Source organism: Aureivirga marina (assembly GCF_015767265.1).
Taxonomy (GTDB): Bacteria; Bacteroidota; Bacteroidia; order Flavobacteriales; family Flavobacteriaceae; genus Aureivirga; species Aureivirga marina.
Window position 1 is genome coordinate 48,974 of sequence record NZ_JADPIB010000001.1, and the last position, 24,321, is coordinate 73,294.

Sequence of the window (24,321 nt, forward strand, 5' to 3'; positions counted from 1 at the left end):
ACTATACTATTTTCATTTTCGCTACATATATTGTATTAACTTCTTTTTTAGATTTCTTCTTTTTTTTCTTCTTTTTCTTTTTTGGCTTGGTGTAGGTAAGGTGTTCTCCATTCATGATGTCTCTTTCTCTTTCAGCTTCTTCTAATTCTTTATACAGTTCTTTTAACTCTGCTGTCAATTTTGCTAATTCTTGTGCTTTTGGACTCATAACTGATATATTTTATTTATTGAATAATTTCATTGATGAATAATCTTTTTTCCTATTTTTGCTATATAGTAAAATAAATTATACGTCAAACTTATAAAATATTTTCCATTAAAACACAATTAATGGAAAAAATATTTTCCATTGAACTTGAAAAATGACAAAATTAAGGTTAAGAGAAGTTTTAAAAGAAAAGAAAGTTTCATTTGAAAAATTAATGGAATTGATGGAATTAAAGGGTAATAGTATTACTAGAGCAACCATTAGTAATATTGTAAATAAAAAGAATAGTCCTAAATTAGAAACGCTAGAGAATATTGCAGATGCATTGAATATTAATCTAGTTGATTTATTTGAACAAGAAATAGAAGAAGAAAAAAGACCTTTTGGTGTTATTTCATATGATGGTGTTGAATATGTAATTAAGAGTGAAGAGGATTTAAAAGAATTAATGAAAAAGTTTTGATTCTTTTTTAGCATGAACGTAACACAATAAAACTCGAACAGTATTTAAATTATAGACATAGAATTTTTACTGAAAAAAACCTCCAGGCTAGTTGGAGGTTTTTTGTTTGTATGAAAGTTTTGCATCTTAAAATAATTATCTTGCATATATAAAATATAAAAAAATATAATGACTCAAGAAAAATTCACAAAAAGGCTTTTTGTTTATCAATCATTAATAAATCAACCATTAAATGAAATAAGCTTTTATTCAAAAATTAAAGAGAACAATATCTTTTTAGATGATAAGGACAAAGAAGAATATTTATCATCTTTTAAAAATATAACTTTTAGAGATGTATTGAAAATCGAATCTAAAAAAATAAAAGATTGTGCAAATATATATTTAGATGCAAAATTAGTAGATGATACAGATAAAGAATATTTATTAATTCATAATGAATTTTCGATATTTATATACTTAAAATTATTTAATGATTGTTTTGAACAAATAAAAAATTATATCCAATTTTTAAAAAAATATAGTTTAAATCATCCAAATATTGTATTAATTGAAGGTGATAAAATAAAAATAAGAAAAGAATATTTAAAATTGGAAAATCCGAATTATATTATAGCAAATACTTTACTTGATGCAGGTCGATTTTTCAAAGAAGAAGATGATGTATTTTCAGTATTAAGTTTAGAAGCGATTAATAATTTTAATAATTACCAATTTAATTTTGAAGTTGTGAAATTAAATTAATAATTATTTTTTTTCATATAAAATCTAAGAAACTTTTTACTTTAAAAAGTTATCCCACCAGTTGCGCAAAATTTGGTGGGATTTTTTTCTATTGATTATTCATATTAACTAAAATATGATATAAATACACTTCTTTCTGGTTTCTATTATGAAATGTTTTGTAAATTAAAATATCAGCAAAATTGAATTTTTCTATTTTTTCAAGTTTTGACTTTTTGTATTTAAAATCAAAATTATTAATATATGTGTAATATTTTACAGAAAATGTTTCAAATTGTTTTCCTGAATAATAAATCAATATATAATTTTCATTGAGTCCAACTGTATCATAAACAAAAAGTTTATCTATATGAAGTTTAATATAGTTTTTATTCAAAGATGTTAAATTTAGAGCTTCTATTATTGATAAAGGTTTATCAAATCTATCATAAATGTAAATATCTATTTCACCACTATTTTTTCCACCATGTGATGTTCCCATTCTTGTTTGGTCTTTGGCTATAAATTTTTGTGTGGAACTAATTCCATCTGCAATATAAGTGTTTCTTGAATCTTCAGATTTTGAAATATCATTTTCATGAGTTTTTTCTCCTATATATACAAAATTAGATTGTAGTCTAAAACAAGCTAAAACAATAACTGTAAGTAAATCGCTTTTATTTAAGTAATTAATTATCAAATTAAAGACATCTATTGGATTGGATAAATCAATATCTTTTATGTCATTCTGAAGAAATTCTAAATTAATATTTGGATTAACTTTTACTAAACCATCTAGTATAAATTCTATCTGAAGTTTTTTTTTTGAGAATTATCACCCAAAAGATTATTTACATATTCTAAAAATTCAATCTGATTTTTATCTATATTTTTTTCTTTTTCACAATTTAAAAGTATTTCAATCTTTTTCTTTTCATACTGAAAATTACAATTAAAATAATCATTCAACATAAATTTCTTATTATAACTTTCAAAATTATTAAAAGTATCGATATTATAAATTTTATGTTCAATTTCATTGTATTGAATATTACAGAAATTTATATACATTTCATTAAATTTCTGTTCAAAATCTAACCAGTGATTTGGTTTCTCATTTAATATATCCTGAACAGAATCTACCATTTTAAAGAAATAGAATTGGATATTTGTATCTTGATCTTCAGTTATATTTAAATTATAAAGTTGTTTAGTAAATAATTTTTTAGATAAATTATTTATAAGTTTTTGATTAGAGTCTTCAAAATTATTTTTTAAAAAATTTAGGTTTAATAATGAAAAATCTAAATAAAATTCATGATTAACTTGATTTTCTATTTCCATCATAGATTTTCGAAAACATGAGCAACTTTCCTCAAAATATGATATAGCTTCATTTTTTTCTTTAGCTAAAATTGCTTTTTGAATTTTAATTAAACCTAATTTTTCATTTGATAATGTTGAGATTTCTAAGTTATCTGAATTTGAATTTTTTAAAAAAATCTCTTCAATATCTTTCTTTTCTGAAGAATAAAATAAAAATAATTTTCTTAATCTTTTTAAATTTAAAAAAGTGTTTTTTTCTTTATCAATTTCAGCTTCTATATCATACCAGTCATCTATTAATAAGCTTAAAGCTCTTCTTTTACTAATTATTTGATTAAAAACTAATTCAATATAACTCTCTAATGCTAATTCTCTAATATATTTTTCTTCACTTTCATCAAATATTATTTGTTTAAGAAATTTATGTATTTTATTTTCATCTAAATTGTTGATTTCTGCAATAAAAATCTTCCTTTCAAAAAAATTATGTTTTTGAAAGGAATTAAATTTTTTAAATTCATTTTTAAGAATAATATTATTCATAATTAAAATACAAATTCATTCTCAGGGAATATTTTTTCATTTTTAACAACACCTTCAAAACTTCTTTCAGCAGTTCCAATTAAAATTTGAAGTTCATCACCATGCTTATCATTAATATCTTTTAATTTATTAATAAGTCCTGTTAAATAACTAGAATCACCTTCTTCTTTACTTGGACTATCAATAACTAAAAATTTAACATGCTTACCAAAATTGTATTGAATATCCAATTGTATTAATGATAAGTAAAAAGCTAATTTAACTCTTAATTGTTCACCTTCAGCAATATTACTAAATTGAATTATTTCGTCTGACTGTATAAAATTAATATTTAATTTTTTATCTATTTTAATTTCAGAAATAGAATTTAATCCAAACATTTTTAATTCTTGTAGCATTAAACCTGAAAGTTCTGTTAAAATTTTAGAAGATTTCTCATATCTTAAATCTGTTAACTTTATAATTGCATCTTCCAATAAAGAAATTTTGATATCATAATTTTCTTCTTCTATATTAACATCATTATTTGCTAAATTATTTAGCTTGTTATTAAGTTCTCCTTTTTTTTCTAAAAGAGAATCTTTTTCTTTTCTAATTGTACCATTTTCTAATTGAATTAATTTTTTTTCTGATTGAATTATTTCATTAATTTTTAAAACTATTTTATCAATAGGTAATATTTTTCTAATTTTCCCTTCTATTAAAATTATTTCATTATAAACATTGTTATAATTTAAATCATTTTTGTCAATTTCATTAAGTGCTTCATCTATTCTTTTTTGATCACTAATTAAATTTTCTTCTAAGCGTTTTATTTTTGATTCATAACTTTCTTTTCTTTCTAAAATATTTATTGGAGTTTTATCAATACTCTCATTGCATAATGAACAACATTCTTTTTCTAAAGCTTCTTTTTTCTTTTCTTCTGTAATTTCTTTTTCACATTTAGGGCACTTTACTATATCCAAATTTGCAAAAAACACATTATATTCATTATATTCCTTTAAGTCTGCTATACTTTTTTTAGTCTTATTAAGTTTAGTTTGGTATTCATCTTTATCAATAATTAAAGAATCTTTAGTATTTCTAATTGATCTTAATTTATTATTCAAATTAATTTTTTGATTTTTTAATGAACTTACCTCTTCATATTCTTTAAGTAATATTTTTTTCTTTACTAATAAATCATTTAAATTTATATCAGATTCTAATAAATTATCAATTTCTTGTAGTCTATTATTTAAAATATCTAAATTCTTTCTAATCTCCTCTTTTTTCCTCTCTACATTCATCTTATTTTTAAATATAGCGTTGTTTAATTCAGCTCGATTAGATTTCATAAAATCTCTTTTAAGTGATAATTGATTTATTGGATAAGTAAAATCTAACCCCAAAAGGTTTTGAAACATTTTATTTGGTTGGTTACCATAAACTAATTCACTACTATCTTTAGACTCTAGAAATATCGATTTAAAGTATGTTTTCCAACTTGCTCTTGATTCTTTTAAGCCCGTTTGATCTTTATTTGAATTTTTCTGTGTCCAATTTAAACTATAATAGGAAAATTCTTTAAAAAAAAAGTTTTCTATTTTATTAGTATAATCAGAAACACTTGTTGAGTCAATTATGAATATTTCTTTTTGGTTATAATCCTCAAATTCTTTTAGATTTTTTGCGGTACCAAAAAAAAGTTTTGCTCTTAGAGATTTTTTTGAAAGATCTAAAAAAATAGTGTATTTCTTTTCATTAATTCTAAAATTTAAAAAAACTTGATTAACCCATTTTTTCACATCTGCTTTTAATGAACTATTACTTCCTGTTAATGCAAATTTTATAAATTTTAAAACAGAAGATTTACCTCTTAAATTATCTGCAATAAAAATATTTATTCCATTATTATATTCATGGGTAAAATTTATTTCTGTATTATCAATATTTTGTTCTTTAAGAGTATTAATTTTTAATCCATAAAGATGAATTGTATCTATTTTTAATCTTTTGCCCGATGAGGTAGAACTATCATATTCATAATCTTCTTTTTCACCTAATAATTTGTCAATTTCATCAATTGGTAAATGATTAGAATATTTTTTATAGAATTTATCTTTAAAATTATTATAATTGAAATTCATATTAGTTCTTTTTTATATAATTTTTTATATTTAAGTTTAACATTTGAAGTTATCTCTCTTATAAAATCATTATACTTAGTTTCTTTATATTCTTCTATGCTATATTGTAAATCTTTTAGCTCACTTCCAGAGTAAATTCCAAAATACCTCTTAATCAAATCACAACGTTCAAAATACCAATTAGCATGTGTATTTTTTTCATTTTTTTTATTTTGAAAGAAGCTCTCACCTTTTTTAGTTATGTAATATTCTTTTTCTATTTTCTTCATTGAAGAACTTCTTTTAGATTCAAATTTTATTAAATCTAAACTAGTTAGAAATGAAATAATTTCATCAATTGATTCATATGCTCCAAAAAAATATTTTTCCATTTCATCCTTTTTTAATTTAGGCTCTTTATTTTTGAATATATTATCAACAATCAATTTTATATTATCTCTTTCATTTGGTTTTTTTTCAGAAATCTTAAGTAGTTCGTAAGCTAGGTAATCTGGATTTCTAATTAAAAAATGTATTTTTTGAATTTTCACTTCACTTTTTAATAAACGAGTGAATTTGGGATTATTATTTATAGGTTCTCCAAAAAAATAAATAATTAGAAAAATACGAATTCGGTCTTTATATACCTTTTCCATTTTTATTTTTTAAATTAAATTTAGTTTAAATGTAAAACTCTTTCAAATTGAAAGAGTTTTGTAAAAATATAATTTATTAACATAAAATATTTAATTTAAAATTTATTTTTAACAAATAAACTTACAATTAAACAAACAAATAAAATGAACAACCATAAAACCCAATAGGGAAAGGTTTTCTTTATTTCTTTCTCCTTAAAAGTTTCCTGGTTTATTTCTTTGTGTTTATAAATAGAATCTTTTTCAACTTTGGTTTCTGCAACTTTGGTTTGAAAGATAACTTTATTTCCTTTTTTAAGAATTTTAACCTGGTTTTCTCCAGACTTTTTTTCAGAAGAAAAATCTTGTATGGTTGCAGCTAATTCAACTGGAATTTCAAATGAAATAGTATCAAATATTGCTTTTGAAATTTCGGTTTGTTTTACTTGTAAAACCTCTTTTAATTTTCGTTTATTTTGAATTTCTGTAGTTGCTTTTTTGGTTGTAACACAACTACACAAAAGAAGCAAAATGGAAAAGAAGATAAATTTAGATTTCATATCCGATGTTTTTTTCATTAATACAAATTGATTCCAACCACTTTGGAACATTAAAACTTGGACAAGCTTTATTTGCTACCTGATTATGTCCAATAACTTTTATATCAGGGAAAAGTGCAATAATATCTTCCACATATTGTTGTAGAGATAATTTCTGTTCAGGTGTTCGAGTATCTTTTGGTTTCATTTTAGAATCACAACCACCAACATAAACTACATGATGAGAAATTGAATTATATCCTTTTGCTCCATTTGTAATTTCCCAACCTTCTTTTATTCCATCAGAATCCCAAGGATGAAGATTTTCAATTTTCCCATCTAAATGGATCATATCAGAATAACCAACTCTTTTCCATCCTCTCCCTTTCAAATGCCAATTTCGAATATCATTACTAGAAACTTTTCTATTTTCTGGCGTAGCGGTACAATGAATTATTAAGTATTGAAGTTTTTTCATTTTATGAATGTTTAGATTAATTCGAAGCTTAAAACCCAACCAGTAGTTTGATGATAATTTTTCACTGGTTCTGTATTTATTGTAGAAAGAGCAACTTTGAAAGAACAAGTATTTCCTTTTTCAATATCTGCCATCATTTGATTTACTATTTTTTCAACAGCATTTTGTGTTTGCTCCAGAATTTCCATTTCTTTTTCATTTCCAGCTTTAGAACTTGTTTTCTGAACAATATAAAACTGTATTCTTGGCATTAAACGCATAGAATCAATATCATTTGAAATAGCATGAAAATCTGGAATAACATTTACCAGGATAAATTCATGATCTTCATCAGAGATATCTTTAGTATGATTTGCAAAATCTTTATCATCCACCACATGAATTACTTTTGTAGAATTAGATATTAGCGCAGCAAATTCTCCAACGTATTCTTTAATCTCACTTAGTTTTAGCATTTCGCTCGATGTTTTTAATATTCAAATGATTATCGTATAACTTTAAAAGAATTGTCCAATACAATTCTTCTTCGGTTTTTTCTTTATCACCAAATACGCCAGATTCCGACAAAGAGAAAAGGACAGAAACTAAACCTATTGATTCATTATTTGATTCTGATTTTTGAAAAAGTGGAGAAAGGTTAATCGGATTTCCAGAAACTTCAATTACTTCAGTTGCAATGAATTCTAAACAAGAAGCGAAATAGATGAAAATTCCGAACTTCAAATGAATTGGAACTTTCTTAAATTTCTTTGCCCTGGTTTCAACCGAAGCAACATGAAATTTTATTCTTTTATCACCTTGATAATTTTCAATTTTATTCTTTCTAGTTTTTGGTTTTGATTCTCGATAAAGAGTAGCAGCTAATAAGTTTAGATCTTCTTCAGAATTAGTTTTAATATAATTCTGAAAATGTGTTTGCGCTTCAATAAATTCTCCAAAAGTGATATTTAAAAACAAATCCTTTGGACCTATATATTTTTGAAAACCAACTTTAAGAAATGGAATTTTATTTTCGGTACAATCAAGCTTTATTTGCTTTCGTTCTTTTCCTTCAGCATGAGTAGTATTAAAGAAATTTTCGACCAAATCGGAAAGGTGCAGCACATTCGAATTTCTATTTAAATATTCTTCTTCAGAAAGTTTTTTTGTACTTCTTTTTATGTTTAAAAACTTATATAAAACATGAATTTTTAAATCAAAAAAAGAAAGTTCTCCAGATATAAATTGACAAATGCATTTACACAAAAACTGAAACTGATCATTTGTCAATTCTGAAATTTCTTCTGGAAATTCTAATTGAATATTTTTCTCTGGAAGTGCTATTGGTATCATTTAAGCTGCAATGTTTGAGTGTCTTTTTCTTCAATTACAATTCCATGATCTTCTTTCATTTTCTTAAAATCAAACTTTCTTTTTAAAAGTTCCATTAATTGAAAATTACTTTTCTTTTTTCCTCTTTGCTGTTTATTAGCAAAATCAATTATTTCTTTTTTTTTAATGATTTTCTGAATTCCTTTTTCTTCTTGTTCATGAATAATTTTAGCAAAAAACTCTTCATTTCTTCTTTCAATTCTTTTTGCTTTCCACTTTTTATAAAGTTGTTTGAAGTAGTTTATAATTTTCATAATTACTATTTATAAATTGATTGATTTTCCGTTATCCATTAAATCCATATTCATTGGATCTATAATATCTTCTTCCGTATTTATTAAAAGATCTTCTTCCATTTTTTGAATGTTTAACTTCATGATTTTCTCTAAAAAACTGCTTGCTTTTAATTTGAAATAGTCTTGAACTTCCAAACGAGCTTGAGAACTCATTACTCCTTTTTCATTATAAATTGTTCCTGGAAACATTTCAACTGGAAGTGTTTTGTATGCTTCATGTAAAGAGAAAAATGCAATTGCTTTTTGAATAAAATTCACCAATTGTTTTTCTTGAGTATTTAAATCGTTTTCATTCTTTTTCTGAAGTAAAGTATTGAAATTCTCATGTCCAATCACTGGAATAATTTCATCCATTTCAATATCATGAATTGCAGATTGAAGTCGAACAAAAAGTTGTCTTGAGTCAAAGTTTTTAAATACTTTTTTAAACTCTTTTGTTGAAGAAATAAAGTGATTTTTTGCTTCTTTGAATATTTCTGAATTTATCCAGGAATTAAATTGAATTTTCTCCAGATAATCTAAAAGAATGTCCAAAGCTTTATATCCTCTTTTTCGTGAAGCAATATTATCTGCTTCAATTTGATGAGCAAAAGGAATTTTCTCATCTGCTCCTAATTCAATTTTTCTTCCGTTGTTGCTATGGTTCAAATCATAATTTGCACAAAAAGCCAAATGTGCAAATTGAGCAATTGGAAGCTGTGTATAACGAATTAAAGTTTGCTCTTCTTCAGTTAATTCTTCCTTTTTGTAAATTTTCAGAATCTCTAAATATGTTTCTTCTCCAATTAGATTAATCAAATCTAAAGTTGCGTGTTCAATATCTGTTTTGATATTTTTATATTTAAAATCTGCATCAAGAAATCCTAAATGTTCTTTTAGTTCTTTTGATCCTTTTCCATCTTTATTAAAAATCAATTCCATACTAATTATTTTTTATTCGGTTTTCACTTGATAAATCTTCTTCACGCTCAGGCAAACTTTGGTAGAATCCGAGTTTTATTTTTGTCTTAAAAAAGTATTTGATTAATTGATTGATCGTTTTACAAACAATCATTTCTGGAATATTAGTTTCTGTTAAAAGGTGATTTTTTAAAGCATAAAGTTGTTCGCTTCCAGAATCAGATTTTCCATCTGCTCCAACATTTGCTAAAGCTGAATGCAAACCAAGTCCAGCAACAGTATTAAAATCGAAATGAGTACCGATTTTTAATTGTGCATCCACAAATTCTTTAATTTTCTGGTCAATTGGCGTGATTTTCCAACCATGCTCAATTTGCTTTCCACCTAGCGTTTCAATGATTAATTCACTGTGCCAGATTTTACCAACATTATCAACATCACTTAATAAATCTGTAATTGTTTTTAATATTTTAGATTTTAATTCATCTAAATATTTTTCTTTATAAACTTGCTTTTTAGCTTCATAGAACTTTTTCAATTGATCTCTTTTCTTTTCCCAAAAGCGAGCTGGAGAAGTAATATGATATTTAATATTAATTGAATTCTTTGTGTAAGCTTCAATGATATAAGGAATTGAAGTAGATCTTTTAATTGAAGCTAAAGAACCGTATAAATCAGGCATTGCATAATCATCCATTCCAAAAGTTGATTGAAAATTATATGCAATTGATATTGGATATTTATCTGGAGAAAAAGGATCAAACAATGGATAAACTTTAAAATCATTAGAATTTCCATTTTCCCAATCACCAACTACAACATGAGTTGCTTTTTTTCTTTTATCTGATTTTCGATAAGCCAAACGACATTTTTTAAAAGAAATATGTTCTATCTCTGGGAGAGTGTTTAATCCTAATCTGCTTCCTTTTTTCCTAATAATTTTTTGGAAACAACTTTCAGTATAATAATAATCTGTTATTGAATTCAGTAAAGTTTTTTCAATATCAAATGAATACAACCATTCTTCTATTTTAGAATCTTCAACATATTCACGAACAATATTCTTTCCTTCTGGAGTTAATTTATATAATGTTGGTCCTGTTCCCCATAATAGAAAAGCTTTCTTAGTAAGAATTCTCGGTGCAAGATGATTTGGAAAGATTGTATCCTGAAGTTGTTTGTCTAACTTATTATCTTTTCCGTATGGAATAACTTCAAAATTCCCAGCTTTTAATTTTGTCCTGGTCCAATCTGAAAAATTATGAACTGAAGAATCTGATGTATTAGATCCTCCTCCATTAGATCTTCCATCTATCTGGAAAGTATATAAGTTCTTTTCATTAAGAACTACATCAATATCATTATCTAAATGTTCGTGTATATACATTAAAGTTCAATTTTTTGATTATTAAAAGTCATTAATAAACACACATAACATTGCTTTGATTTTTGCTGTACTTCATCAAAGTATTGAAACATCATATCAGCATTTTGCTTTCTAATCTTTGCCTTTTGTACAAAGATTTTTCCACGAGATTTTTTGTCCGACAAATTGCAAGAGTGAAATGAAAAACTAAAAGTTTGTCCAGCTTCTGTTAGTTCTCGCATCTTCTTAAATGCTTCTTTTATGTGTATTGATTTAGAATTGTCCATACACAATTTTAATCTTAATAGAAGATTGAGAAAAGGACAAAGTCGACCCAAAAAAGAAAAATGTTGGAAATTTTGAAAAACTACTCTTGAAATGCTCTTTTTTGCTTCATAGCGCATAAACACTAATAAATCATATCTCTAAATAATAATATATAAGTGTCCAGACAAACACAACTCTGAGCGGGGCGGTCAGAATCGTTTGAAAAACTTTTTTCAAATATTTTTTTCGAGTGAAAACTTAGTGTTTATGCAGGTTTATAATTTTATAAAATGAAAAAAAGGTCAAATGTTGACCTTTTTCAATTAAAAGTTGACCGAAAAGTAGTTTTAGTAAATTTTTGGATCTGAAGAAACATAAGAACTTTCACCATTTAATTTTGCAAAAAATTCAGGACGACAAAGTAAATACTTTACTGCATCACTCATATTTGTAGAATTTTTAGGAAGAAGATGAAAAGCTAATTTCTCAGATGATTTTTGTTTATGAATTGTTTTCTTTCCATTTTTATCTTCACGGACAATTATTTTAGTTAACTCCATGGAAGATTTTGCTTCTGGAGCTTCATTTTTATCGATTAAAAGTTTTGGTAAGCTATGAGATCCAATACACATTGCTAATAATAATTCATATTCTTTTTGTTGTGTTATTGTTGATTGTCCTCGATTCATTAATGTACAAGTCCAACCAGTAGGATTTCTGTCTTCATCGTATTCGATTGCTTTTTTGAATTTTGAAGCATGATCTTCCCTTACAGCTTCATAAGCATTTGCAGCTCTATCATGAAAAAGAATCAATTCTTTTCTTTGATGTTCTTTAAAAAAGTTTCTGAATTGTTTTGCTAGTTCTGGTAAGAAATCTGGAGGGATTGTATATAAATTTTTAATAATTCTGTATTCAGATCCAAAAGGTTGACCAATTGCCATAGAACACATATTTCCTGTATCTAATCCAGCTTCAATTGGTTCATCTAATTTCAAATATTTTAATCCTAAACAACTTTCTGAAACTCCTTCATTAGTCAATTCAAATTGATCATAATAATTATAATTATATGAATCTGAATAAAAATTTGCAGTAGTAAGATTTGGGTAAAATTTTTGACCTTTTTCAAGCTTTGGCTCAATTGATAAAATAGAAGTTTTTACATCTGTAAAATCCATTTCTTTCAATAAATCATCAAAGAAACCTGGAGTTAAAATATCAGCATTTACATAAGAAGAAACTTGAAAGTATAAAGTAGAATCTTTTCTTACTTTATCATATCTCTTTGTCCAACGCTCAATATTTCTATTAATGTTTATTATTTTCTTTTCATCTTTTGCTTTCTCAGCATGATATAATTCAATCCTTAATTCATTCAAAACAAGAGCAACTTGAAAAATTAATTTAATCTGCTCTTTATTCATATTCTTTTTTAATCTTAAAATCCAATCATGTTCATTATGATTTTTGTTCGGCATGTCCGTTGTCCAAGTACGTCCTCGATAATATGGAGATTTTGAAAAACGAATTGCTTCACCTCTTACAGCTGGAGTAAGTTTTCCAATTTTCTTTTCAGATTGAAATTTTGTTTCATCTCCAATAATATGTTGATACGAATCTCCAGCTCCAGTACTAGGACGATCCATAGAAATCAATTTTATATGTGTTCCTGTGTGAATCGTAATTGTGTGTTTCCAAAGCTCAGGTTTTTTATATGGTTTTTTAAAATGTGTTGGAGGTCTTTTTCCAACAACATAATGAATATCTTCAATCCATCCATGTCTTTGAAAACCTTCTAAAAGAGCTGGAACAACATTTTTCAAAGCATTCATATAAGTATCTGAAGAAAGAGCAATATAACAACCTGGCATTTCATGGGAAATATCCATTGTTCTTGTTGCTTGAATGTCTGTAGTTTTTGAAGTTCCTCTTCCACCAATAACTGCAAGATTTTTTGGTTTTACAAGTTGAATAATTGTAGAAACAATATTTGAATATCTTATATCCAAATTTTCATCTTTTAAGTTGATTTTTTTCCTTTTAGTCATCTTCTTCATTAAACATTTTAAAAGGTTCAACTTGTGCTTCAGATTTCAGTTTATCTTTTTGCTTTTCTGTAATATCCATACTATCAATTTGAGCTGCAAGCATATTTCTATCTACTCGTTCTAAATCTTCAATATGATCTGCATTAATAGTATAAATTGGAGTTTTCGGAATTAGTAAATGTTCTGGAAGCTTTTCTGGTTCTTTTTCTCCAGCTCCAGAAACTTCATAAGCCATTTTCAGTAATTTTCCAGCTGTAATAATCCCTTTCTCATCTCTTGCAGTTGTTGCAGCTAGATTGGCTAAAGTTTCTATTTTTTCAGCTAACATAGCTCTATAAGCTTCTTTTTTCGTTTGTCTATCTGAATAAAAGAAGTTCATTGAATCATGGTATCGAGTTTCAGCAGCAGCTTTTGAAAGATCTGGATATTTCTGTAATAATATTTTTACAATTTGTTTTTTTACTTTCCATTTATAATATAAATCTCGAACAAGATCTATTTGCTCCAGATACAAAGTCATTTCTTCATCTAATACATCATTTTTTCCATTAGCCACCCATTCAGTAAGAATTTCATAATGTATTCCTTCTAATTCGCTTTCATAATTTTTTTTCTTTCTCATAAGTCTAAATATTCATTTTTTAAATTCTCAAAGTCTGTAGTTTCTTTTCTTTTTTGTAATAAATCAATCATTCTACCATCTCCCATAATTGCAGAAATCTTCATAGCATCTTCAAGTTGAGTTTGATGTTTTAATCTTCCTTTTTGATAAGCCAAAAACACTCTTGAATTTTCATCTAACAAAGCATTTTTTAAAAGTTCTGAAGAAACTTCTAATGTTATAGCAATTTGATATGGAGTATAATTTTTAGCTGCTAATTCTTCAATCTGTGAATAATGAAAATCTGTGAAGTTGAATTTTAAAAGTTCCATACAATTTGAATTTAAAAAAGCAAGCGGTTCGGCTTGCTTTGGTTACTATTTAGCTTACAAAAGAGTATTATCTAGATTTTAATTCTGCTTCTATTAAAACAAGTTTTTCTTTATAATAAATTACTTTTTTAGCATATTTTTCTTTTTTACTCTTGTCAGCCTTTTTAAGTTTCTCGTCATTTCTTCTAATATTCCTTTCCGTATTCTCTTTTTCTTTAGCCAAATCATCTGCGGATGATTGTTTTAATTCTTGAATAAGAATCTCTTTTTCCAACTTAGGATATTTACCAAGCCATTTCCCAGTTTTCTGATAAGATTCTAATTCTTTAAAAATCTGTTTATTTTTAATATAAGGCTCAATTACATCCGCAGCAGCATCAAACAATTCATCTTCTTTTAAACCTTCAAAAAGTTGATCATGTGCTTTTTTGTAAGCAGCATATGCAGTTATTAAATCTGCAACTAGAATTTTTGCAACGTCTGGACAATTTTCAGAAGTTAAAAAAGGGAATTGTTCACGAATTGTTTTAGATTGATTTTCCTGCTTAGAATTATCAGTTTTTGTTGTAATATTCTCAGGAGTTTTATTTGTATTCTTTACCTTTTCAATTGTTGGACAAACTTTTTTCTCAATTGGTTTTCTCAAGATAATATTCATCTTTCTCTCAGTAATTCCATATAACTTCGAAAGCTCATAACATAGTTTAGATCTATTTTCTTCAGTATCATTTAACCTTGTTAGAATCCTTGAGAAAGCAAGCGATTTTTTAGGATGCTTATTATATAATTCTTTTCCTTTTTGAAAAGAACGATCACTTTTAAAATATTCTAATATGTCCATAATATAAAGTCAGTTTAACAATCAATTATTGCAATTTATATTATGTAATCCCTTGAAAAAAGGACATAAAAAAGCTTTTACCAATTAAAGTAAAAGCTTTTAATAATAAAATATGAAAGATAATTATGTTCTTGATTGCTCGATCCAAATTAGATCTCCATCTTCAGAATTCTTAAATGCTTTTAAGGTTAATATTTCTCCTTGATTTCCATACCAATCAGCACCATCTTTCAGAAATATTGTTGGCTTTGGATCTAAAAATGGAACATCAACATTATTTCCATAACCTACAATTGAAATCACATCTCCGTGATTACCTCCATTAATACCACTAACCTCTAAACCATCAGCAATAATTCTATATTCTCCAGAACCAGTAAAATTAATTTCCGTATCTCCATCCACGATAACACCCATTGGTTCATCGAATGTTACACTTCCAAAATAAAATCCTGGTAAATATTTATTTTTAACAGTAGCTTCAAATTTGAAAATATTTTTAGTTGCTTCAAAATCATTTTGACCTTCTAATTTAAGCTGTAAAGGCGCACATGGAGTTCCATAAACTTTATAGTAAAAGTTATTTGTACATCCTGTTCTTTGAAGAATAATCACATTCTCATTCGTCAAATCAGCAATAGCTTCATTTATTTCAAGAGAATCTCCAGGATGTGCAAATTCAGTTCCATGCATAAATCCTTTTGAATCTTCTTCACCATCAGACGTTTTAGTTGGTTTAATAGAAGAAGGTGTTGCATAAATTTTAATTGAATAAGCTCCTTCTTTTAAAACAATATCAGAAATCATTTTAACTTTCCCAGAATCTCTATCAGGAAAAGTTAGAATATCCTTAGTATAAACAATTATGATATTAGGATCTTTTGATTCAGCTACTCCAGCAGCTTTATTAGTTTTTAAAACATTTTTTTTTACAAATGACATAAGTATATTTTTATAGATTAAAGCAAAAAAAGAAGCTAAACAAATAGCTTCTTTTGATTAAATACTATCCTCGTTTTCCTTCAATGAATTTTTGACCTGTAAAAGTTAATTCAATGAATTTACCAGTTGTTAAAGTGATATCTGAAGCTAAAGAAAATTTAGAGTTTGATTTTTTAAGAATTGAAGGATTCGTATCCGAACCTCCTGTAATTCGATAAGTTTCTCCAGGAATAGCATTTAAAATATCTGAAATCTCAACTTGTGAAGTATTTTCTGAAGTAACAAACTCCATTCCTTCAGCAGCATCTAATTCAGTAACATCTGAATTTAATTTTACTCCATCATATTCTTTTGCTAAATCAACTCTTTTAATTTCAAGTAATTTAGAATCTGATCTAACTAAAAGAACTAATTCAATATTTGGTTTTAAAACACAATCTCCACCTGATAAAATAATTTTATCATTATTTTTAATTGTAGAAGGATTCTCTTCATTATCTCCTTTTAAGTAAATTAATTCTCCTGGAGTAACATCAATAATATCTGTGACTTCTTTAGGAGAAGTATTTCCTTTTCCAACAATAATTGCATTATGATATTTTGCAGTTAAAGTTGTTGTATTTGCATCTGCTGGAACATAAACATCATTACAAATTTCAACATCATTACTGAAGAATAATTGGTTTTCAAATGAAACCATTTTACTTGCTTTAATATCCGCTCCAAAACACTCAATCATGATTCCAAGTTTATAATCACAAGCTATTTGAATACCTCTAATTTTCTTGATCATACTGAAATTATTCTCTTCTCCAACTTTATCAACCATAACAGTGATATTATCTGGAAGTGTAATGTAAAATAAATCAGATCCTTCAAGTTGAACAAGGCTATCAAATTTAACATTTGGATATCCATCTACAGAATCCATTGTTCCTTTATAATCTGTATTTACTCCCTTAGCAAATTCCCATCCTTCTTTATATGCTCTTAACCAAGAAGGAGAAATTCCAAATCTTAGTTCTGGTAAAGTTTTAATATCATAAGGTAAAGAATCACACATTTTCTTTACATATTCGAAAATGTTTTGTTTAGTTGGCTTACCAAGTTTAAATGGAACATAAGTTTGATTTCTATTTAGAGAAATCAATTTTAATAAACCAGTCATTCGATTTAAATAGCTAGCTGGAGTATTTGAATCTTCTGAAGGATTATATACTCCTTTTACAAGAACAATTTTATCTTCTTTTCTTGCATGTTTAATCAAATTTTCAACTAAATATTGAACAAAAGATAATTTATAAGGATCTGAACCATTTAAATCAAACTGAGATTGTAACCAAGTTTTTTCTAATTTTTGTAATTCATATCCTTCATATTCAATATCAATTTGAACATCATAAACTTTTCCAATTTGTGGAACGAATCGACTTTTATTTTTTGGTAACCAATCTTTTTTTCTTGCTTGTGTTATTTCTCCAGAAACTAACTTAGCCATGATATATTTATCAGAAACTCCAGAAACTAATTTCCAATGTGCAGGAATACCATAACTATCTCTTAATAATGTCTCAATATTGGGAGAAAATTTTGCAGCATAATCTTGAATATCGCTATTAATCTTCTCAATATTAATCGTATTCCATTCAGTCAAAGCAACTGTATCTAATGTTGATTCTTTAGAAGTTATATCTTTAAAATTTTTATTCCAGGATCTACCTTCAATAGCATTGAATTTTTCATTACTTGAGAACAAATGTGTTTCTGAATGACCAATTTGTTTCATATTATCTAGTTTAACGGTTTCAATAGAGGTTTCTGGTTCAGGTTCGTTTGCCAATTTTAATAAATCAGCTTGTAATTGCTTTATTTGTTTATCTTTTGAAGCTCCAATTTCTATTACCTTTTGTGCTTTTTGTAAAATTGATTCTTCTTCCTCATTACCTTCACCATCTTCCGTGTTAGCTTCAGAATTGCTATTTTCCTCTAAAAAAGCATTAATAGTTTGATCTAATTCCTTTGAATTTAATCCAGCTTCTAATTTTGCATTATATTCTTTTGAAAACTTTGCAGTTAATTCTTCTGTTTTATCTCCAAAAGTTGCTTTCAATTTTTCTTTTTGTTCTGATGTAAACTCTAGTTTTCCATCTGCAAAAGCTTTTAAGTTTAATTTTGTTAAGATTAAAGCTTCGATTATTTTAAAATTAATTGGCATTATTTATCTGATTTTACGAGTTTAAAAATGAGTTTATATTAGCTAGTTCATGAACTTTTTGAACTGCCTTTTCAAAAGTTCCTATTTCATTGATTAGTCCATATTCTAATGCTTGTTCAGCATAGAACATTTTACCTTTCAATATCCCTGGAACATCTTGTTTTAATTTTGGATGTTTTACTTTGATTGTTTCTTGAAATTGTTTTGCAGTAGGATTTAAATATTCTTCTTTTATCAACTTATACTTTCCTTTTTCGGCAAGAGTGAAAGCTTTGTTTTTATCTTCAGAATAATCAGAAACAATTATATGTTCTTCTATTCCTAAATCTTCATAGAATTTTTTATAAGAAAATAAATGAGCTAATACTCCAATAGATCCAAACATTGCTGAAATATTATTTTCAGCAAATGAATAATCACAATAGCTTTTAACCCAAATTGCAGCAGAAGCACAAATATCACAAAGTGCAACAACTGGTTTTTTCTTTCTTTTTAAAAAATTGGCGAATACTGGAACCGCTTTAACTGCTCCTCCTCCAGAATCGATTCTTAAAATTGTTCCAACTACATTTGGATGTTTATCAAGAGCTTCTAACATTTCAACAAGTTCATCAGCTCCCCATAAATACCAATTACCATATTTAATCATTGGTCCAATTAGATTTACTACTCCAACTGTTCCTGGAGGAATATCATTTGATCTGTTTTCAATCTTATCTCCATTTTCATCAACTAGGTAATTTATATTAGCTTCTAATTCTCTTCCTTCAGAATCAGCTCTTCCAGAAAGTATTTTTGCAAAAAGTGGTTTGTACTCATAAAGTGAACTAGGAGAAATTGCCCAAAGCGAAGAAAATAGTTCTAATGACGATTTACTTTTCATGTATAAGTTTGTTTTATACAATTTTAATCTTAATAGAAGATTGAGAAAAGGACAATAAAAAAAGCCCTTATTTCTAAGGGCTTGTATTGGGAATTTATGAATGAAAAGAAAAAGTATTTTTTTTGATTTTTTTATTTCAATTTTTAAAAAAATCAGGGACAGTTTTATCCTAAATTTTTTAATAGCTTATTTAATGGGGGTTCGCAAGCTTTTTTACTTCGATAATATTGTTTTTTATACCTTTCAAACTCTGATTCGTTAAAAGGAACTCTATGTTTTTGTAAAAATTCAATAATTGCAGCATTTTGTTTTCCCTTTTTCCCTTCTCTATAAAAAGCAACTCCATCAACGAAACTAAAAAGATTAGTTTCAAAAAAAGCTTGAAATACTTTTATGATAGATTCTCTAGATTTCTCTGAAAGATAAACAAAAGAATATCTATTTTCTACAAATGATTCTTCTTTATTTTGTTTAATTCTAACTGGTATAGAAATGTATAAAGTAAATCCTTCTTTTACTTTAATTGGTTTATCTGTTTCTTCTAATAATAATAAAATTAACTCTCCAAGTTTACTTCTTTTTGAAACATGTAAAGCTTTAGATTCATAACCGTTTATATTTTCAACTGGTGTCTTTAGTTGGAAATATAAATAGTAAGCCAAATGATCTGGCAATTCAAAGGGTATTAAGGCTCTTTTTGACATACTGCAATATATTTTTTAAGAAATTTCATTACAATACGGGTTCCCGTAATGTTGATAACTTTTTTTTTCGTATGCATTTAATTTATTGCTTTTAGCTTCTCTATTTCATGTTTAAGTTTTGAGATTTCAATATCTTTTTTTATCAATTCTTTTTTCAATTCATTATTGGATTTAAAAGTATCATTCAAAAGCTTTTCTAATTCATCACCTTTCTTTTCTGCTTCTTTCAAATTATTTTTTAAATCTTCTATCATATCCCTGTAAATAATTAAAGATTTAGAAACATTTTCTAATTCATTGGTATTAATTACAGTATTTCGTTTTTTTCTCTCAAGAATCCACATAAGTATTCCTCCTGATCCCAAAAAATAGGGCAAAAATGTTGATATATAATTTGATATTTCCATTTCTAAACTTGTTTAGTATGTAGTTCCCAAATCTCTGAAGTAGAATTATGAACAGGATCTTGTTGCGTTTCTAATAACAAACCTTTTGATAGAGCTAAATCAAAAAGTTCTGGAGTTGATTTGTCTCCAGTTATATTCCAAAAAATATTTACTTCTTCTAAACTTTTACTTCTAACATTTCTATCAAATTCTTCATAAATAAAAATCCCATTTTGATTTTTAACTTTATAATCTACTACTTCAAATAAAAACTTTCCTAGTTCTTTATCCCTTACATATTTGACAATATCCAAAGCAACTAAAATTGTTTCTTTTTTATTTGATCTACTATTAATTGTAATCTCAATTGGTTCTTTAGTTATAATCATATCTATATTATTTTAGGAAATCCATGTAACTTGACTTTCAGAATCTGGAAGATGATCTAACAATTTTTGTAAACTTGGAATTATTGTTAATTCTCTTAATTCAGAATTTAAAACTGCTCGAAATTTATCTGGAGAGTTTAACGGTAAACAACGAAAAGTATATGCATATGGAAAAGTATGTTTATTAAAACTTTTCAATTTTGGAATGTATAAATCTTCTAAAGCATAACATTGATCTAAAAAACTCCAATTAACAGATTGTAAATTTGGTAAATACAATCTCTTTAAAACTATATTTTCTCTTAATCTAAATGGATGTGGTCTGCTTCCAGTTATCAATCCTTCAGCATCAATAATTTCTGTTGGACATGGCTTTTCAAAAGCAAAAGCAGATTGTTCAAATTCTAATGTTGAATCATTACTATAATAAAGTAATACATCATTCCCTTCTACTACACTATATTTAAATTCCTTTTTAGAATTTGGAACATCATAATCAATTGCAAAAAGTTTTTGTAATTCTTCATCGTTCAAATTATAACTCGCAAAATCAGTTAGTTTAATTTTCTTATGATTTGATTGAGAAAAAACATGGCTAATTAATCCAGTCATATCAAGGTCTTATTATTAATTTTCCATCTGGTAAAAAACCTAGACTTTTAGTTAATTTATCTGTTATTTCTAATCCGTTTGGAGCATCAAACTCTTTAGATCCAATTTCTAATCTTCCATTAAAATTTTTAATTGCAGTGAAATAACAATTGAATTTTTTAGATAATTCATTTGGAACTGTTATCACAACAGCAGAATTTTGAATTACTAAAACCTTTCCCTTATCTGATTCTTTTAAACTTCTAGATTCTGAAACATATAAATATTCTAAATCTCTTGATTCACTTTCAATAGATTCAAAATTTAGCTTTTCAATTTTCTCCTTTAATTCTTTTGTAAAGTTTTCCGCAGATAAACTTTTCCCTTCTTCTTTAGATTGTTTTTTAGCAACTTCATCAATTAAATTATTGATTGTACTTTTTATAATATTGAAATCCGAAGCTGAAAATTGGTCTTTTGGATCTCCAGTAAGTTGTCTTGTATCTCTTTTATCTTCTATTTCTATTTTTTTCATAAGCTAAAGTGAAAAGGTTAAAGCATAAGGAAAACCATCATCAACAAATCTTACAGGAATTAATGATTTATTATAAAATGTGATTTCTGTTCCTGATCCAGATTTAAAATTAATTTTCATTTCAAGAGGAATTATCTTATTTCCTACTTCATATACTTCTTGCTGTACAGTTTTTATTCTTACCGAATATTTGTCTTTCAGCATTCTATGAAAATCAAAAAAGTCTGATTCTTTTAATCCTGGATAAAGAAGTTGAATTTTATAATTATAAAGTGTTCCTGATTTTGTTTTCTGAGAAGAGTTTAAAAACTTTATGGAATTTGGTGTTCCATATATTTTATGAAAAGAATAGTCTGGAGCAAACTTAAATGATCTTACTCCAACTTCACAAATATTTGAAATTGCTCCTTCTTTATTCTTTTGTAATGTCATATTACAAGAATAATAATGTTCATAGAGATTTTAAAGGACATTAAATTTTGTAAATTCGGAAAATATAAATAAAATTATAAAAAATGATAGCTGAAATTGTTCATGAAGACAAAAAATTTAGACTTATAAATGAAAAAGATTTAATAAAAGACAGAAATATTTATTCTATTATCGTTGGTAAAAATGGATCTGGTAAAAGTCATTTATTAAATAATATTATACATAGTGTTTTTCAAAATTTTTATGTAAATAAACATCAAGACAGTTTATTTAACAATAACATTTTACTTAAAAAATCATCTTTATACCCAAAAAACATATTAGCTATATCCACTAGCCCTTTTGATAAATTCCCTTTATCAAATGAATATAAAAACACATTACTAGAATCAAATTATCATTATTTAGGAATAAGAGATATTAAAAGTAGAAACTTTGGCTTAGCATTATTGAATAAAATTATTTTGAACATCCTTGATGTGGCAAATTCCAATCCAATTCAATTAGAAAATCTTAAAAAAACATTGAAATATATAGGATATATGCCAGTACTTAATTTAATTTATCGAACTAAATTAAATAGGCAAAATATTGAAATTATATTAAATGAATTACAGGAAATTAAATCTAATAAGGAAAAAATTCAATATTATCTTTTTAAATCCAAAATAGGTACTTTATTAAGCACGGATTTTTTTAAAATTCCAGGTCAATTAAATGAATTTGATATTGAAAAGTTTAATAAACTATATGATATATTAAGCAACATAGAATTAATAGATGACATTCAAGTAATTATAAATGATGGAGTAAGAATATCTAATCATTTTTATTTTGAAATTAGGGACTTGTTATATTCTGAATTATTGTTTTTAATAGAATGTGGTTTATTAAAATTAAAGGAAGTTTTACTGTATAAAGAAAATCATGACATATATGATTTAACAAAAGCTAGTTCTGGAGAACAATGTATATTGATTACAATTCTTAATATTGCTGCTCTAATAAAAAACAATAGTTTAATTTTAATAGATGAACCTGAAATTTCATTACATCCAGAATGGCAAGAAAAATTTATTCAGTTATTGATTTCAACTTTTAAAAATTTCAAAAATTGTCATTTCATAATTGCAACACATTCTCCTCAACTAATTTCAAAACTTGAGCACGATAACTGTTTTATTTTAAAAATCAATGAAAATATTTTATTAAGTGCTTCAAAATCTAGAAATCAATCTATAGATTATCAATTAGCAAATATCTTTGATTCTCCTGGTTTTAAAAATGAATATTTAGCTAGAATTGGTTTTTCAATTTTATCTAAAGTTTCAAAAGTTAAAATGTTTGATGAAGAAGATTTAGGAAATTATCAAATTTTAATAAATCAACAACCTAACTTAGATTTAAACGATCCTTTAAATAAGCTTATTCCTTTAATTCAAGAATTATATACTAAATATGCCTGATATTACAATACCCGTTACTTTTACACCAGAGCAACAAAGTTTAATAAATTCTAAATTAAATGATCCTGACTTTACTCATCAACATTGGGGAAATGATGATTTATTAGATTTGAGAAGGCACATTCGAAATCATTATAGAGGGTTATCAGGTTTTTGTTCATATTGTAAAAATGAAGTTTCTATTTCATCTGCAAGTAATGCTCATATAGAACATATTATTCCAAAATCTCAAATACCAAAATTTATATTTACTCCAAAAAATCTATGTGTAGTTTGTTGTGATTGTAATGAAATTAAAAAAAATAAAATAATCAATAATGAATTAGAAAACCCTTTAAGTAATGAAAATAGAAATTATATAAGATACCCTAATTCATCTAATTCTTTTAAAATTGTTCATCCACACTTTGATAATTATAATGATCATATTGCAAAAAATGGTAATCTATATATAGACTTGTCCGATAAAGGTTCGTTTACAATATATATTTGTAGATTAAATAGAAGAGCACATGAATATGGTCTTGATGGAGATTTAACTTCACACCTAGATGCAATAAGAGGCTTAAATATTCTAATGGATAATGATGATAGAGAAAAAGACAACAGCATAATTTCTAGATTTAAAAAATTATTCGGTCTAGATAATTGAACTTTCGTGCTAAACTGTGCTAAAATCGTGCTAAGAAAAACCCAATAAAAACAAGGCTTTAAGTCTTGTTTTTTG

General features: G+C 25.9%; 30 protein-coding genes. 4 read left to right on the forward strand and 26 right to left on the reverse strand.

Annotated elements, in window-relative coordinates:
* Position 1: 1 nt before the first annotated feature.
* Positions 2-208, reverse strand: a complete 207-nt coding sequence (locus I1A51_RS00230; protein WP_196890365.1) for a hypothetical protein — start codon at positions 206-208, stop codon at positions 2-4.
* Between the two features lie 154 nt (positions 209-362).
* Between I1A51_RS00230 and I1A51_RS00235 the strand changes: the two genes are divergently transcribed.
* On the forward strand, positions 363-671 hold the full coding sequence (locus I1A51_RS00235) for a helix-turn-helix domain-containing protein (protein WP_196890366.1): 309 nt from the start codon (positions 363-365) through the stop codon (positions 669-671).
* Positions 672-839: 168 nt separating this feature from the next.
* A complete protein-coding gene (locus I1A51_RS00240; protein WP_196890367.1) occupies positions 840-1,415 on the forward strand; it encodes a hypothetical protein in 576 nt (191 codons plus the stop codon).
* A gap of 88 nt (positions 1,416-1,503) precedes the next feature.
* On the opposite strand, the gene I1A51_RS00245 is transcribed toward I1A51_RS00240, so the two are convergent.
* The 25 genes from I1A51_RS00245 to I1A51_RS00365 all read right to left on the reverse strand — a co-directional run bounded on the left by I1A51_RS00245 (position 1,504) and on the right by I1A51_RS00365 (position 22,128).
* The gene (locus I1A51_RS00245; RefSeq protein WP_196890368.1) at positions 1,504-2,094 is read right to left on the reverse strand and encodes a hypothetical protein; all 591 of its coding nucleotides are present in this window, start codon (positions 2,092-2,094) and stop codon (positions 1,504-1,506) included.
* Positions 2,095-2,201: 107 nt separating this feature from the next.
* Positions 2,202-3,263: a hypothetical protein gene (locus I1A51_RS00250; protein WP_196890369.1), complete on the reverse strand. Its 1,062-nt coding sequence runs from the start codon at positions 3,261-3,263 to the stop codon at positions 2,202-2,204.
* A gap of 2 nt (positions 3,264-3,265) precedes the next feature.
* A complete protein-coding gene (locus tag I1A51_RS00255; protein WP_196890370.1) occupies positions 3,266-5,395 on the reverse strand; it encodes a hypothetical protein in 2,130 nt (709 codons plus the stop codon).
* Positions 5,392-6,030, reverse strand: coding sequence for a hypothetical protein (locus I1A51_RS00260; RefSeq protein WP_196890371.1), 639 nt, complete (start codon positions 6,028-6,030; stop codon positions 5,392-5,394). Before I1A51_RS00260 ends, I1A51_RS00255 begins: the two co-directional genes overlap by 4 nt.
* Positions 6,031-6,125: 95 nt before the next feature.
* The gene (locus I1A51_RS00265) at positions 6,126-6,569 is read right to left on the reverse strand and encodes a hypothetical protein (RefSeq protein WP_196890372.1); all 444 of its coding nucleotides are present in this window, start codon (positions 6,567-6,569) and stop codon (positions 6,126-6,128) included.
* Positions 6,559-7,026, reverse strand: a complete 468-nt coding sequence (locus I1A51_RS00270) for an N-acetylmuramoyl-L-alanine amidase (protein ID WP_196890373.1) — start codon at positions 7,024-7,026, stop codon at positions 6,559-6,561. Before I1A51_RS00270 ends, I1A51_RS00265 begins: the two co-directional genes overlap by 11 nt.
* An 11-nt stretch (positions 7,027-7,037) precedes the next feature.
* Positions 7,038-7,481 carry a hypothetical protein gene (locus I1A51_RS00275; RefSeq protein ID WP_196890374.1) on the reverse strand — a complete coding sequence of 148 codons (444 nt, stop codon included), beginning with the start codon at positions 7,479-7,481 and terminating at the stop codon, positions 7,038-7,040.
* A complete protein-coding gene (locus I1A51_RS00280; RefSeq protein ID WP_196890375.1) occupies positions 7,465-8,358 on the reverse strand; it encodes a hypothetical protein in 894 nt (297 codons plus the stop codon). Before I1A51_RS00280 ends, I1A51_RS00275 begins: the two co-directional genes overlap by 17 nt.
* Positions 8,355-8,651 carry a hypothetical protein gene (locus I1A51_RS00285; RefSeq protein WP_196890376.1) on the reverse strand — a complete coding sequence of 99 codons (297 nt, stop codon included), beginning with the start codon at positions 8,649-8,651 and terminating at the stop codon, positions 8,355-8,357. The genes I1A51_RS00280 and I1A51_RS00285 overlap by 4 nt, the downstream gene beginning before the upstream one ends.
* A gap of 9 nt (positions 8,652-8,660) precedes the next feature.
* Positions 8,661-9,614 (reverse strand): DUF6712 family protein, encoded by a 954-nt coding sequence (locus I1A51_RS00290; protein WP_196890377.1) that lies wholly within the window; start codon positions 9,612-9,614, stop codon positions 8,661-8,663.
* 1 nt (position 9,615) lies between these two features.
* A complete protein-coding gene (locus I1A51_RS00295; RefSeq protein ID WP_196890378.1) occupies positions 9,616-10,980 on the reverse strand; it encodes a hypothetical protein in 1,365 nt (454 codons plus the stop codon).
* The gene (locus I1A51_RS00300) at positions 10,980-11,201 is read right to left on the reverse strand and encodes a hypothetical protein (RefSeq protein ID WP_196890379.1); all 222 of its coding nucleotides are present in this window, start codon (positions 11,199-11,201) and stop codon (positions 10,980-10,982) included. Before I1A51_RS00300 ends, I1A51_RS00295 begins: the two co-directional genes overlap by 1 nt.
* Before the next feature lie 372 nt (positions 11,202-11,573).
* Positions 11,574-13,277 carry a hypothetical protein gene (locus I1A51_RS00305; protein ID WP_196890380.1) on the reverse strand — a complete coding sequence of 568 codons (1,704 nt, stop codon included), beginning with the start codon at positions 13,275-13,277 and terminating at the stop codon, positions 11,574-11,576.
* Entirely contained in the window at positions 13,270-13,899 is a 630-nt protein-coding gene (locus tag I1A51_RS00310) for a hypothetical protein (RefSeq protein WP_196890381.1), read from the reverse strand. Before I1A51_RS00310 ends, I1A51_RS00305 begins: the two co-directional genes overlap by 8 nt.
* Positions 13,896-14,210: a hypothetical protein gene (locus I1A51_RS00315; RefSeq protein WP_196890382.1), complete on the reverse strand. Its 315-nt coding sequence runs from the start codon at positions 14,208-14,210 to the stop codon at positions 13,896-13,898. Before I1A51_RS00315 ends, I1A51_RS00310 begins: the two co-directional genes overlap by 4 nt.
* Positions 14,211-14,277: 67 nt before the next feature.
* Positions 14,278-15,051, reverse strand: coding sequence for a hypothetical protein (locus I1A51_RS00320; protein WP_196890383.1), 774 nt, complete (start codon positions 15,049-15,051; stop codon positions 14,278-14,280).
* A 123-nt stretch (positions 15,052-15,174) separates the two neighbouring features.
* On the reverse strand, positions 15,175-15,993 hold the full coding sequence (locus I1A51_RS00325; RefSeq protein ID WP_196890384.1) for a hypothetical protein: 819 nt from the start codon (positions 15,991-15,993) through the stop codon (positions 15,175-15,177).
* Positions 15,994-16,057: 64 nt separating this feature from the next.
* Complete coding sequence (locus tag I1A51_RS00330; RefSeq protein WP_196890385.1) at positions 16,058-18,208, reverse strand: hypothetical protein; 2,151 nt, start codon at positions 18,206-18,208, stop codon at positions 16,058-16,060.
* Between the two features lie 13 nt (positions 18,209-18,221).
* Complete coding sequence (locus I1A51_RS00335; RefSeq protein ID WP_196890386.1) at positions 18,222-19,091, reverse strand: S49 family peptidase; 870 nt, start codon at positions 19,089-19,091, stop codon at positions 18,222-18,224.
* A 164-nt stretch (positions 19,092-19,255) separates the two neighbouring features.
* Entirely contained in the window at positions 19,256-19,795 is a 540-nt protein-coding gene (locus I1A51_RS00340; protein ID WP_196890387.1) for a hypothetical protein, read from the reverse strand.
* Between the two features lie 77 nt (positions 19,796-19,872).
* Positions 19,873-20,202 (reverse strand): hypothetical protein, encoded by a 330-nt coding sequence (locus tag I1A51_RS00345; protein WP_196890388.1) that lies wholly within the window; start codon positions 20,200-20,202, stop codon positions 19,873-19,875.
* A 2-nt stretch (positions 20,203-20,204) separates the two neighbouring features.
* Complete coding sequence (locus I1A51_RS00350; RefSeq protein ID WP_196890389.1) at positions 20,205-20,570, reverse strand: hypothetical protein; 366 nt, start codon at positions 20,568-20,570, stop codon at positions 20,205-20,207.
* A gap of 12 nt (positions 20,571-20,582) precedes the next feature.
* Positions 20,583-21,182, reverse strand: a complete 600-nt coding sequence (locus I1A51_RS00355; protein ID WP_196890390.1) for a hypothetical protein — start codon at positions 21,180-21,182, stop codon at positions 20,583-20,585.
* 1 nt (position 21,183) lies between these two features.
* Positions 21,184-21,696, reverse strand: coding sequence for a hypothetical protein (locus I1A51_RS00360; protein WP_196890391.1), 513 nt, complete (start codon positions 21,694-21,696; stop codon positions 21,184-21,186).
* 3 nt (positions 21,697-21,699) lie between these two features.
* The gene (locus I1A51_RS00365) at positions 21,700-22,128 is read right to left on the reverse strand and encodes a hypothetical protein (RefSeq protein WP_196890392.1); all 429 of its coding nucleotides are present in this window, start codon (positions 22,126-22,128) and stop codon (positions 21,700-21,702) included.
* 83 nt (positions 22,129-22,211) lie between these two features.
* Here I1A51_RS00365 and I1A51_RS00370 point away from each other — a divergent pair, with 83 nt between their 5' ends.
* A complete protein-coding gene (locus I1A51_RS00370; RefSeq protein ID WP_196890393.1) occupies positions 22,212-23,594 on the forward strand; it encodes an AAA family ATPase in 1,383 nt (460 codons plus the stop codon).
* Complete coding sequence (locus tag I1A51_RS00375) at positions 23,587-24,246, forward strand: HNH endonuclease (protein WP_196890394.1); 660 nt, start codon at positions 23,587-23,589, stop codon at positions 24,244-24,246. The genes I1A51_RS00370 and I1A51_RS00375 overlap by 8 nt, the downstream gene beginning before the upstream one ends.
* Positions 24,247-24,321: the final 75 nt, after the last annotated feature.